We start from the raw sequence: 12,285 nt of genomic DNA on the forward strand, positions 1-12,285 counted from the left end.
GAGCACAAGCCCTTGGTTACTTGGGGCTTTATCAAGTAACTCGCCGAAGGCGAAACCCGAGGCCGTTAGGCCGACGCCTTTGATCTTGATCTAGATCTCAATAACCCCGATTTCGATCAATCTGCCCCACCATCCGCTCCCCCCGCTCAAACCGCCGAATGTTCTCCAGCAACACCCCAAACGCACTCGCCGGCTGCGTCATCGCCGCCACATGCGGCGTTAACACCACCTGCGGATGCTCCCAAAACGGATGATCAGCCGCCGCCGGCTCCACCTGCAACACATCCAGCACAGCGCCCCCCAACTGCCCACTCTCCAGCGCCTCCAGCAAATCCTCCTCAACAAGATGCCCGCCGCGCCCCATATTGATCAGCCCTGCGCCCCGTGGCAGCAACGCAAACAGGTTCCGGTCCAGAATCCCCTCCGTCTGCTCCGTCAACGGCAGTACGCACAGCAAAATATCGCACTGCCCCAAAAATGCCGACAACTGCGCCTGACCCGCAAAACAGTCCACCCCCTCAATCTCATGGACACTGCGCGCCCAACCCGACAAGGCAAACCCGAACGGCGCCAGCGTCGCCAGAATCTGCTGCGCCTGGGTGCCCAATCCCATCACCCCCACGCGGCGTTTCTCCGCCGGTTGCAACAGATGGGCCTGCCAACAGCGTGCCGCCTGCTGCTCGCGATACCGCAGCATATCCCGATGCAGACTCAACACCGCCCACGTCGCGTATTCACACATCCCCCGCGTGATGCCCGGATCCAGCAGCCGTACCACCGGCAGATCCGCCGGCAAGCGCGACAGATCCAGCTGATCAACCCCGGCCGACAGCGCGAACAGCACCTTCAGATTCGGCAGCAACTGCGTCAGGTCATCCGGCGCCTGCCAGGCCGCCAGGTACTCGACCTCTTCGGGATTGCCGATGTCCGGCCAGGCGCGCCATTCGATGTCCGGTGCATGTTCGGCGAAGAGTCTCTGCCAGTGTGGCGCGCGCGCGGGGTCGGCTTTGTAGAGCAAGGCCATGGGCTTCTCCTGCTAAAGGGAGGCTGAAGGGAAGGGGTAGGGAGCTAGCCCACATCATCCTCCAAGCCCGGCGCAGGATCTGTTGAAAGGCGGGGCCAAAACAGTCGATCCGAATTTCTCACGGGCCAAGTTCGGCTAAGTGCGTTGCCCGCACGCCGTAACCTGATCAGCATCGCAACCGCCTCCGGGTTGCCCGACTCACGATGGGAAATGCCATGAATAGCAAAGTCGATGAAACCCCTCATTTGCTCCGTCAGCGCGAGCAATTCGTGCCCCGTGGTCTGGTCACTGCGCACCCGCTGGTGATCGACCGCGCCCAGGGCACCGAATTGTGGGACGTGGACGGCAAGCGCTACCTGGATTTCGTCGGCGGCATCGGCGTGCTCAACATCGGCCATAACCACCCGAAAGTGGTCGCCGCCGTGCAGGCGCAACTGCAGAAAGTCTCCCACGCCTGCTTTCAGGTGGCGGCCTACACGCCTTACCTCGACCTGGCACAGCGCCTCTGCGAAATGATCGGCGGGCAGGAAGCCTACAAGGCCGCGTTCTTCACCTCCGGCGCTGAAGCGGTGGAAAACGCCGTGAAAATCGCCCGTGCCCATACCAATCGCTCGGCGGTCATCGCCTTTCGGGGTGGCTTCCACGGGCGCACTTTGCTCGGCACCACGCTCACCGGCATGAGCCAGCCGTACAAACAGAACTTCGGACCGTTTGCGCCGGAGGTGTTCCATACCCCGTACCCGAACGCGTATCGCGGCGTTAGCAGTGTTGACGCAATCACCGCGCTGAACGAATTGCTCGCCACCCAGGTGGCACCGGACCGCGTCGCCGCAATCCTTATTGAACCGGTGCAGGGCGACGGCGGTTTCCTCACCGCGCCGCCGGAGTTTCTCCAGGCCCTGCGCGCGTTGGCCGACAAGCACGGCATCGTGTTGATCCTCGACGAAATCCAGACCGGCTTTGGCCGTACCGGCACCTGGTTCGGCTACCAGCACGCTGGCATCCAGCCTGATCTGGTCACCGTCGCCAAAAGCCTCGCCGGTGGCTTGCCGTTGTCCGGCGTGGTCGGCAAGGCGCACATCATGGACGCGCCGCTGCCCGGCGGCCTCGGCGGTACCTACGGCGGCAACGCCCTGGCGTGCGCGGCGGGGCTGGCGGTGATCGATGCGTTTGAGGAAGAACACCTGCTGGCGCGCAGCCAACTCCTGGGCGAACGCCTGCGCCGGGGCCTGATCGGTCTGCAGGCGCGTTACCCGCGCATCGGCGACGTGCGCGGCACCGGTTTCATGCTGGCGATCGAACTGATCAAGGATGACGCGGCGCGCACCCCGGATGCCGACCTCAACTCACGGGTGATCGACGAAGCCCGCGCCGGTGGCTTGCTGGTCATCAAATGCGGCGTTTACCGCAACGTGCTGCGCTTCCTCGCGCCGTTGGTGACGACAGAAGCCCAGGTCGACGAAGCCGTGCAGATCCTCGACGCCGCCTTGGCACGGGTCTTGAACTCGAATGTGAAGTGACGCTTTGCCCGCAACGGGCCAGATGCATCCAGGAGGTTCGATCCACATGGGGCTGACAGAATTGGGGCTGACTGAATACAGAGCGTTGCTGATCGATTGCGATGAAGTGCTGGTGGATCGCGATTCCGGCGTCTGGGCCGCGCTGCAACCGCTGCTCGACAGCCGCGGCGGGCAACCGGCCAGGGACGAAGTGCTGGCCGAATTCAACGCGGTCGTCGCCAGCCTGTATCCGCGCTTCGCCGAGCTGGGCTTCAGCGGCATGCTGTGTTTCGCCCATCGCCAACTGGCGGAAAAGTGGGGCCTGCACGCCAGTTGGGAGGAGGGCATGAGCTTCGCCCGTTCGGCGGGCAACTGGTCGTTGTTCGAAGACGCGCCCGGGGCGATGCTGTACCTGCGCAAATTCTATCGATTGCTGGTGCGCGGCGACCGCGATGCCGAGGATCGCGGCGTGCTCTGTGAGCGGCTGGGAATTGCACCGGAAGATTTCATTTCCCTGGCCGAAGGTCCGCAATGGCTCACGGATCAGGGTGATCAGGTGCAACCGGTCCTGCACGTAACCCGGCCATCGGTCGACCCTTACGCCGCGTTGGACCGCTGCCTGATCGGCCGCCACCGGGCACGTCAGCCTTCCCCCTGCGCGGCGGAGTACTGCATCAACAGCATGGCCGACTTGGTGGCGCAGCATCAGCTGTCTTTACGGCGCTGATTTTGCTAGAAGATTGTCTTACAACGGCAGTCAAGAGGTACGTGATGGAAGGGCTCGTAAAACTGGATCGGATCGACATCAGCATCCTGGTCGAACTGCAAAAGGACGGCCGGATGACCAATGTCAGCCTCGCCGATGCCGTCGGCCTGTCCGCCAGCCCGTGCCTGCAACGGGTCAAGCGGCTGGAATCGGCGGGTTATATCTCCAGCTACAAAGCGCATCTGAACCTGGCCAAGATCACCGACTCGGTCACCGTCTTCACCGAAATCACCCTCAGCGACCACAAGCGCGAAGACTTCGCCAAGTTCGAATCCAACATCCGCCTGGTCGACGAAGTCCTAGAATGCCACCTGATCAGCGGCGGGTACGACTACTTGGTGCGCTTCATGACCCGCAGCATCCAGCACTACCAGGAAGTGGTGGAAAGCCTGCTCGACAAAAACATCGGGATTTCGAAGTACTTCAGCTACATCGTCATCAAGTCGCCGGTGCTGAAGGATGGGGTGCCGTTACGCAAGTTGTTGCGTCACTAATAAAACAGACCTTCAACCGTTTTGTAGGCAATTTCCCAACACCAACGTTTAGCTTTCACGCAAATCCTTCAGAACCGCCCGGCAGAGATTTCCTTCGCGGCGCTTCATCCTTTCGCTCCTTGTCCAGCGGCGTGCGGCGCTGGACAAAATTCCCAATAAGAAGAATGCGGAGTGGGTGATGAAGGGCAGTAATACGCTGTTGTGGCTGGGGCTGGCTGCGTTCGCAACCGAGGCGTTGGCCGAGTCGCAGACAACCCGCGAGGAGCAGTTTCAGTTGGGGGCGGTTGGGGTGAGCCTGGGTGTCGGTCTGCTGAATGGTCAGGCGCGGGAAAAGGTGTACGACGCTGACAACGGTCGCAAGCTCAGCCAGTTGAACTGGAGCATGAAGCAGGTGCCGACGCTGCATCTGGGCTTGAAGTACCAGCCGGTGAACTGGCTATCCTTCGATCTGAACGGCTGGACGCGGGTGGCGAAGGGTGACGGGCATCTGAAGGATTATGATTGGGATGACGAGAACGCCGGCTGGAGTGACTACTCCGATCACCCGGACACTCAGGTCAGCAAAGCCTGGCAGGCCGATTTCGCCGCCACCGCCTGGGCGCTCAAGCGTGATGCTCTCGCCCTCGGCGTGATGCTCGGTTATCAGCGCAGCCAGTTCGGCTGGCAGGCGAGAGGCGGGCGGTATACCTACTCTTCAGAGGATGGGTTTCGGGATGAGTCGGGTGAATTCCCGGCGGGGGAGAAAGGCAGTTCCTATCAGCAGACCTACGACACGCCTTACCTGGGGCTGGTCGGTCTCTACCAGTTCCGCAACTGGACGCTGGAAGGCAAGTTCAAATACAGCCAGTGGGTCCGGGCGCGAGATCACGACCGCCATCATGTCAGCGGCGTCACCTATGACGGCGATTATGGCAACAACGGCCGTATGCAAAGCCTCGCGGTTGCGCTCAGTTACCGCGTGAGTCCGCAGCTTTCGTTACGGGCGGGTGTGGATCATCAGGTATACGCCGAGGCGAAAGGCAGCACGCTGATCAAGGACACTCACAGCGGCGATCGCTTCCGTATCGCGGGCGACGCGGGGAGTCAGTCCGCCAGGACGACGATGTCCACCCTGGCGCTCACCTACGCCTTCTGAGCCATGCCCCACACCGTGCTGGCGCCGAGATCCCCGGCACGGTTTACGCCTGAATTGAGGGGCCACGGCTCAGCTACGCCACGCGCAGTAGGTGAGCTCAATCAGTCCCAGTGATAACGCGCCAATCAGGGCTCCGTGGCTTAACAAAAGATAACGTCATGTCGATTGTCATACGTTTCCAAAGCTGACTAGGATGGGCTCGCTTCGGTAAGCCAGCGTCGCGTGCAGGCTAGAGCGCCCGCGCGGTTCAAATGGCCTCCAGAAGAACCTAATAAAAATAAAGGAAGGGGTAGCTCCATGCGTGAGCCCGTCATTCGGCGCACTCGGTTTGCGGTCATTCGGGGCCATTCCAGCGCCCGGACGCTTTTCAAGAGCCTGCCTCTCCATGCGGCTCTGTCGCTCCTTATCTCTCCGATCTTCTGCGGCGCAGCCCTGGCCGCTGATGGCACGCCCGCCAATGGCATGCCCGCTGACAGCACGCCCGTTGAAGCCACTGCTAGCGCTGGCGATTCCGCCGTCTATGCCCTCGAATCCGCAAAAGCCTCCCGCAGTCTGCTGCTGGACGTGACCCATGCCGGCAAGCGCATGGTGGCGGTGGGGGATCGCGGCCACATTCTCTATTCCGACGACCAGGGCAAAACCTGGACCCAGGCCAAAGTGCCGACGCGCCAGATGCTCACGGCGGTGTATTTCGTCGATGAGCAACACGGCTGGGCGGTGGGCCACGATGCGCAGATCCTCGCCAGCAGCGATGCCGGCGCCACCTGGACCAAACAGTTCGAAGACCTCAAACGCGAAGCACCGCTGCTGGATGTCTGGTTCAAGGACCTCACCATCGGGATTGCCGTCGGTGCTTATGGTGCGGTGCTGGAAACCACCGACGGCGGCCAGCACTGGGAAGACATCGGCGACCGGCTGGACAACGAGGACCAGTTTCACCTCAATGGCATTGCGTACGTGAAGGCCGCGGGCCTGTTCGTGGTCGGTGAACAGGGCAGCATGTTTCGGTCCCCGGACGATGGCCAGACCTGGGAGAAACTTGAAGGCCCTTACCAGGGCTCGTTGTTCGGCGCGGTAGGCACTGCTGAATCCAACACGCTCGTGGTTTACGGCCTGCGCGGCAATCTGTTTCGTTCGACCGATTTTGGTACCACGTGGGAGCCCGTCCCGCTGCAGGGTGAGCGCGGGCCGCTGGAGTTCAGCATCGCCAATGCCTCGCTGATGCCCGACCATTCCATCGTGCTGGTGGGCAACGGCGGCAGCGTCATGCGCAGTACGGACGATGGCCAAAGCTTCACGGTTGCCAATCGCCCGGACCGGCTTTCCTTGTCGGGCGTAGCAGAGGACGACAAAGGCAATCTGGTTCTGGTGGGACAGGGCGGCGTTCGCGTCACCTCGCCAACGGGCGCTGACGGCGCTCAACAATAAGAACAAGCAGGCGAGGACACGTCTCCATGAGCAACCTTCAACACCCTCACGACAGGCCGACGCGCCTGGAACAGCTGATTTTCAACAACCGCAAGACGGTGATCGGCATCTGCCTGCTGGTCAGCGTCTTCCTGTTCTGGCAAGCGACGCTGGTGCGCCCGTCCACCAGCTTCGAAAAAATGATCCCGCTGGGGCATCCGTTCGTTCAGAACATGATGGAACACCGCAACGACCTCGCGAACCTGGGCAACACCGTGCGTATCTCGGTGGAGGCCAAGCAGGGCGACATCTTCTCCAGGGACTACATGGAGACTCTGCGGCAGATCAACGACGAGGTCTTCTACATTTCCGGCGTCGACCGCTCCGGGCTCAAGTCGTTGTGGAGCCCCAGCGTGCGCTGGACCGAGGTGACGGAGGAGGGCTTTGCCGGCGGCGAGGTCATTCCGCAGAGCTACGACGGTTCGCAACAGAGCCTCGACAAGCTGCGCAATAACGTCCTCAAGTCCGGGCAGGTCGGGCGTCTGGTCTCCAACAACTTCAAGTCGAGCATCGTCGATGTGCCGCTGCAGGAGTTCTACCCGGACCCCAACGACCAGAGCAAACTGCTGCCGCTGGATTACCGTCAGTTCTCCCACCAGCTCGAAGAGAAGATTCGCGACAAGTACGAAGCACAGAACCCCAACGTCGAGATTCACATCGTCGGTTTCGCCAAGAAGGTCGGCGACCTGATCGACGGGCTGATCATGGTGGTGATGTTCTTCGGCATCGCCTTCCTGATCACCCTGGTCCTGCTGATGTGGTTCACCCGCTGCGCCCGCAGCACCATCGCGGTGTTGAGCACCACGTTGATCGCGGTGATCTGGCAGCTGGGCCTGATGCATGTAGTGGGTTTCGGGCTTGATCCCTACTCGATGCTGGTGCCCTTTCTGATCTTCGCCATCGGTATTTCCCACGGCGTGCAGAAGATCAACGGCATCGCCCTGCAATCCAGCGATGCCGACAGTGCGCTTACCGCAGCACGCCGGACCTTTCGCCAATTATTCCTGCCGGGGATGATCGCGATTCTCGCCGACGCCGTCGGCTTCATCACGTTGCTGATCATCGACATCGGCGTGATCCGCGAGCTGGCCATCGGCGCGTCCATCGGCGTGGCGGTGATCGTGTTCACCAACTTGATCCTCCTGCCGGTGGCGATTTCCTACGTTGGCATCAGCAAAAAAGCGGTGGTGCGCAGTAAAGAGGATGCCGTGCGTGAGCACCCGTTCTGGCGTCTGCTGTCGAACTTCGCCGCGCCAAAAGTCGCCCGCGTGTCAGTGACGTTGGCCCTTGTCGCGCTGGTCGGCGGTCTCTGGTACGGCCATAACCTGAAGATCGGCGACCTCGATCAGGGCGCGCCGGAACTGCGGCCAGACTCGCGCTACAACCAGGACAACAGCTTCATCATCAACAATTACTCGACCAGCTCCGACGTGCTGGTGGTGATGGTCAAGACGCCGCCCGAGGGGTGTTCGGCGTATCAGACGCTGTCGGCCATGAACGAGCTGTCGTGGAAGATGGAAAACACGCCGGGGGTGCAATCGGCGATTTCGCTGGTGACTGTGTCCAAACAGGTCATCAAGGGGATGAACGAGGGCAATTTGAAATGGGAGTCGCTGTCGCGCAACAAGGACGTGCTCAACAGCTCAATTTCCCGCGCTGACGGCTTGTACAACAACACCTGTTCCCTGGCCCCGTTGCTGATTTTCCTCAATGACCACAAGGCCGAAACTCTGGACCGGGCCGTGCATGCGGTGCAGGAGTTTGCTCAACAGAACAACAGGGATGGCCTGGAGTTTCTGCTGGCGGCGGGTAACGCCGGGATCGAGGCGGCCACCAACGAGGTCATCAAGCAGGCCGAGCTGACCATTCTGATTCTGGTGTACGTGTGCGTGGCGGTGATGTGCATGATCACCTTCCGTTCATGGGCGGCGACGCTGTGCATCGTCCTGCCGCTGGTGCTGACGTCGGTGCTGGGTAACGCGCTGATGGCGTTCATGGGGATTGGCGTGAAAGTCGCGACCCTGCCGGTGGTGGCGCTCGGGGTGGGGATCGGGGTCGATTACGGGATTTACATTTACAGCCGACTGGAGAGTTTCCTGCGGGCGGGGCTGCCGTTGCAGGAAGCGTATTACCAGACGCTTAAATCCACGGGCAAAGCGGTGTTGTTCACCGGCCTTTGCCTGGCGATCGGGGTATGCACCTGGATCTTCTCGGCCATCAAGTTCCAGGCCGACATGGGCCTGATGCTGACCTTCATGCTGCTGTGGAACATGTTCGGCGCCCTGTGGCTGTTGCCAGCGCTGGCCCGGTTCCTGATCAGACCGGAAAAGATGGCGGGCAAGGTCGGGAACTCGTTGTTTTCCCATTGACCACACCCGGTGCCCCGGTAGGAACGGCTTCTGCCGGGAGGAGGCCGGTATTGCGCACGCAAAATTTATGGATCGGGGACAGATTAATTTACGGTGAAGCGTTGTAAATAAATCAGTCCCCTTTCAGTGCTAGTAGGACCGGCTTCAGCCGGGAAGAGGTCGGTGTTGTCACCGCAAAATTTACGGTGTGGCGACCGACGCTTTCCCGGCTAAAGCCCGTCCTACCAGAAGCACGCTGTCCCACATCCGCGTTCACTCAGTTATAAACAAAAAAACCACGCCCGGTCTTGCGGCCCAGATACCCCGCCGCGACCATTTCCTTGAGCAGCGGCGCAGGGCGGTATTTGCTGTCGTTGAAGCCTTCGAGGAACGCCTCAATAATCGCCAGCAAGGTATCCAGCCCGATCAGGTCAGCCAGCGCCAGCGGGCCGATGGGCTGGTTGCAACCCAGGCGCATGCCGTCGTCGATGTCCTGGGCGGTGGCCAGACCTTCCTGCAGCACCAGAATCGCCTCGTTGATCATCGGCACCAGAATCCGGTTCACCACAAACCCAGGCCGGTTGCCGGCAGTGATGGCGGTCTTGTTCAACCGCTCGGCCAGCTTGATCGCCGCGATGTGGGTGGTGTCCGCCGTCTGCAAACCGCGAATGACCTCGATCAGGTTCATCATCGGCACCGGGTTGAAGAAGTGCAGGCCGATGAACCGATCCGGGTGCTCTACGCTGGCCGCCAGTTGCGTGATCGACAGCGACGACGTATTCGACGCAATCACGCACTCGCGGTCGACATGGCTGGCGATCTGCTTGAGCAGGCGCAGCTTCAGCTCCAGATTCTCGGTCGCCGCTTCGATCACCAGCTGCGCGCCGTTCAACTGGCCGTAGTCCGTGGTGACGCTGATGCGTCGTAGGGCCGCTTCGGCGACATCGGCCGCCACCGTCTGTTTGGTCACCTGCCGTTCAAGATTCTTGCGCACGGTCGCCATGCCGCGCTCCAGTGCGGTGTCGGAAATGTCCAGCAGGGTCACGTCGAAACCCGCCACCGCGCACACCTGAGCGATGCCGTTGCCCATGGTGCCGGCGCCGATCACGGCGATGTGTTGCATGCTCATCGACAAGCCTCCTTACACACGTTCGAAGATGACGGCGATGCCCTGACCGCCGCCGATGCACATGGTCACCAAGGCGTAGCGGCCCTGAATCCGGTGCAGCTCGTGGATCGCCTTGGTGGCGATGATGGCGCCCGTGGCGCCCACCGGGTGGCCGAGGGAAATGCCCGAGCCGTTCGGGTTGACCTTGGTCGGATCAAAGCCTAGCTCACGGGCAACGGCGCAGGCCTGGGCGGCGAAGGCTTCGTTGGATTCGATCACGTCCAGATCCGCCACCGTCAGGCCGGCACGCTCCAGCACTTTGCGGCTGGCGGGAATTGGCCCCAGGCCCATCATCGACGGATCAACCCCGGCATGGGCATAGGCCACCAGACGCGCCATCGGCTTGAGACCGTGCTCGCGGACCATGTCGTTATTGGCCATGACCAGCGCCGCTGCGCCATCGTTCAGGCCGGAGGCGTTGCCGGCCGTGACGGTGCCATCCTTCTTAAATGCAGTTTTCATCTTCTCCAGCTGCTCGGCCGTCACGTCGCCGCGCACGTGCTCGTCCTGGGCGAAGGTCACGGTGCCTTTGCGCGTGGCGATCTCGATCGGGACGATCTGGCTTTCGAAACGGCCCTCGGCGATGGCGTGGGCGGCGCGCTGCTGGCTGGTCAGCGCCAGAGCGTCCTGGTCGGCGCGGGTGATGCCGTAATGCTCGGCGATGTTCTCGGCGGTGATGCCCATGTGAATATTGGCGAACGGATCGTGCAACGCGCCGAGCATGTAGTCGTACGCCTGCACGTTACCCATGCGCGCACCCCAACGGGCCTGGGGCATGATGTAGGCGCCCCGGCTCATGGATTCGGCGCCACCGGCCAGCACGGCCTGGGCGTCGCCGAGCATCAGCGATTGCGCCGCCGACACGATGGCCTGCAAACCTGAGCCGCACAGGCGATTGACGTTCATGGCGGGGGTTTCTTTGGTCAAGCCCGCTTCCAGGGCGATGACGCGGGAAAGATAGGCGTCGCGCACTTCAGTCGGGATCACGTGGCCCATGACCACATGGCCGATGTGTTCCGGTGCGATCCCCGATTTGGCCAGTGCGGCGCGGCTGACCTGAGTGCCCAGTTCAATGGGCGAGACCTCCTTGAGGGAGCCGCCGAATCCACCGATGGCGGTACGCAGTGCGCTGACGACGAAAACTTCGGGTGTGCTCATGGGGACTCCTGACAGGTATTGGAATTATGGGGCAGCACCGCAAAAACGGCGTTTCGGCCGGTGCTGACTGCGGGCAAGTCTAGATCGGCGTTCGGGACGGGCCTATGCCGAAACTGTCCAGATGGGCTGGCGTTCTTTACCATCAGCGCCTGATCCGTGGTGCACCATTCAAAAAGGGAAAGGCGGTCATGCGGGAAAAGGATTCAGTGTCGATCTACTTCGTCCAGTTGATCGTCCACGGGCTGCGCGACCAGCCGCTGCGCTTGCAGTCCGTGTTGCAAGCAGCAGACATCGACATGGCACTGCTCGACCACCCCACGGCGCGGGTGTCGGCCAGTGCGTTCGCGGCGTTGTGGCTCATTCAGATCAAGGAACTGGGCGACGAGTTTTTCGGCCTCGATTCCCACGGCATGCCCCTGGGCAGCTTCGCCCTGATCTGCCGGGGGCTGATTCAGGAACCGACTCTGGAGAAGGCCCTGCGCCAGTGCCTGAGCAATTTCGGTCTTTTCCTGCGCGACTTTCGCGGCAGCCTCATCGTTCGCGGCGCGCGCGCCGTGCTCGCGGTGGACACCAGCACGGAGGACCCGGTCCGGCAGCGCTTCGGTGAAGAGACATTTCTGCTGCTGATGATCAGCCTGTTGTGCTGGCTCGGCGGGCGCCGCATCAGCATCGACCGCGCGCAGTTTCGCCAGCGCCGTGAGCGCCTCAGCGACGACTCACTGCTGTGGGGGTTCAACCTGAGCTTTGGCGAGCCGCGCACCGAGATCGAATTTTCCAGCCACTATCTGCGTCTGCCGGTGGTGCAGTCGTTGCCGTCGCTCAAATCATTTTTGCGCACCGCGCCGCAGTGGCTGGTCATTCGCTATCGCAACCAGCGCGGGCTCGCGGCCCAGGTCTATCAGCGCCTGCGCAACAGCCATTACGGGCACTGGCCGACGCTGCTGGAAATGGCCGATGAGCTGAAACTCAGCGCCACCACCTTCCGCCGTCGACTGGAGCGTGAGGGCTGTGCGTTTCAAGGGATCAAGGACGACGTCCGCCGCGGCATCGCCCAGCAGAAGCTGCGCGACACCGAACTGAGCGTCGTGGAGATCGCATCCTTGGTGGGTTTTCAGGAGCCCAGCGCGTTTCACCGGGCGTTCAAGAAATGGACGGGGGAGAGTCCGGGCGGCTACCGCAAAAAGCACACCGCCAATCACCCATGAATAAGGACTGATGAGGCGCCT

The 12,285-nt window shown here is 61.8% G+C and carries 10 protein-coding genes; 7 read left to right on the top strand and 3 right to left on the bottom strand.

All coding sequences use genetic code 11. From position 1 onward, the window contains the following. Positions 1 to 97: 97 nt before the first annotated feature. Entirely contained in the window at positions 98 to 1,024 is a 927-nt protein-coding gene (locus M1E04_RS08125) for a 2-hydroxyacid dehydrogenase (protein WP_456292733.1), read from the bottom strand. Between the two features lie 215 nt (positions 1,025 to 1,239). Between M1E04_RS08125 and gabT the strand changes: the two genes are divergently transcribed. The 6 genes from gabT (at position 1,240) to M1E04_RS08155 (ending at position 8,754) form a co-directional block, all read left to right on the top strand. Next, the gene (gabT, locus tag M1E04_RS08130) at positions 1,240 to 2,544 is read left to right on the top strand and encodes a 4-aminobutyrate--2-oxoglutarate transaminase (protein WP_456292734.1); all 1,305 of its coding nucleotides are present in this window, start codon (positions 1,240 to 1,242) and stop codon (positions 2,542 to 2,544) included. 61 nt (positions 2,545 to 2,605) lie between these two features. Next, positions 2,606 to 3,250, top strand: a complete 645-nt coding sequence (locus tag M1E04_RS08135; protein WP_065987331.1) for a tautomerase family protein — start codon at positions 2,606 to 2,608, stop codon at positions 3,248 to 3,250. Positions 3,251 to 3,294: 44 nt separating this feature from the next. Further along, positions 3,295 to 3,783 carry an Lrp/AsnC family transcriptional regulator gene (locus M1E04_RS08140; RefSeq protein ID WP_003174918.1) on the top strand — a complete coding sequence of 163 codons (489 nt, stop codon included), beginning with the start codon at positions 3,295 to 3,297 and terminating at the stop codon, positions 3,781 to 3,783. A gap of 178 nt (positions 3,784 to 3,961) precedes the next feature. Then, positions 3,962 to 4,918: an omptin family outer membrane protease gene (locus tag M1E04_RS08145; RefSeq protein WP_192129999.1), complete on the top strand. Its 957-nt coding sequence runs from the start codon at positions 3,962 to 3,964 to the stop codon at positions 4,916 to 4,918. Positions 4,919 to 5,215: 297 nt separating this feature from the next. Continuing rightward, positions 5,216 to 6,346, top strand: a complete 1,131-nt coding sequence (locus tag M1E04_RS08150) for a WD40/YVTN/BNR-like repeat-containing protein (RefSeq protein ID WP_456292735.1) — start codon at positions 5,216 to 5,218, stop codon at positions 6,344 to 6,346. Between the two features lie 26 nt (positions 6,347 to 6,372). Next, entirely contained in the window at positions 6,373 to 8,754 is a 2,382-nt protein-coding gene (locus M1E04_RS08155) for an efflux RND transporter permease subunit (protein WP_456292736.1), read from the top strand. 256 nt (positions 8,755 to 9,010) lie between these two features. On the opposite strand, the gene M1E04_RS08160 is transcribed toward M1E04_RS08155, so the two are convergent. Both M1E04_RS08160 and M1E04_RS08165 read right to left on the bottom strand, forming a co-directional pair. Next, positions 9,011 to 9,862 carry a 3-hydroxybutyryl-CoA dehydrogenase gene (locus M1E04_RS08160; protein WP_456292737.1) on the bottom strand — a complete coding sequence of 284 codons (852 nt, stop codon included), beginning with the start codon at positions 9,860 to 9,862 and terminating at the stop codon, positions 9,011 to 9,013. 12 nt (positions 9,863 to 9,874) lie between these two features. Then, positions 9,875 to 11,059: an acetyl-CoA C-acyltransferase family protein gene (locus M1E04_RS08165; protein WP_456292738.1), complete on the bottom strand. Its 1,185-nt coding sequence runs from the start codon at positions 11,057 to 11,059 to the stop codon at positions 9,875 to 9,877. 188 nt (positions 11,060 to 11,247) lie between these two features. Between M1E04_RS08165 and M1E04_RS08170 the strand changes: the two genes are divergently transcribed. Beyond that, the gene (locus M1E04_RS08170; protein ID WP_192130004.1) at positions 11,248 to 12,264 is read left to right on the top strand and encodes an AraC family transcriptional regulator; all 1,017 of its coding nucleotides are present in this window, start codon (positions 11,248 to 11,250) and stop codon (positions 12,262 to 12,264) included. Positions 12,265 to 12,285 lie beyond the last annotated feature (21 nt).

Source organism: Pseudomonas sp. AK106 (assembly GCF_053903055.1).

Coding starts and splice junctions, on each gene's coding strand:
- M1E04_RS08165 (WP_456292738.1), bottom strand. CDS start 11,059: ATGAGCACACCCGAAGTTTTCGTCGTCAGCGCACTGCGTACCGCCATC.
- M1E04_RS08125 (WP_456292733.1), bottom strand. CDS start 1,024: ATGGCCTTGCTCTACAAAGCCGACCCCGCGCGCGCGCCACACTGGCAG.
- M1E04_RS08150 (WP_456292735.1), top strand. CDS start 5,216: ATGCGTGAGCCCGTCATTCGGCGCACTCGGTTTGCGGTCATTCGGGGC.
- M1E04_RS08140 (WP_003174918.1), top strand. CDS start 3,295: ATGGAAGGGCTCGTAAAACTGGATCGGATCGACATCAGCATCCTGGTC.
- M1E04_RS08160 (WP_456292737.1), bottom strand. CDS start 9,862: ATGAGCATGCAACACATCGCCGTGATCGGCGCCGGCACCATGGGCAAC.
- M1E04_RS08145 (WP_192129999.1), top strand. CDS start 3,962: ATGAAGGGCAGTAATACGCTGTTGTGGCTGGGGCTGGCTGCGTTCGCA.
- M1E04_RS08170 (WP_192130004.1), top strand. CDS start 11,248: ATGCGGGAAAAGGATTCAGTGTCGATCTACTTCGTCCAGTTGATCGTC.
- M1E04_RS08155 (WP_456292736.1), top strand. CDS start 6,373: ATGAGCAACCTTCAACACCCTCACGACAGGCCGACGCGCCTGGAACAG.
- gabT (WP_456292734.1), top strand. CDS start 1,240: ATGAATAGCAAAGTCGATGAAACCCCTCATTTGCTCCGTCAGCGCGAG.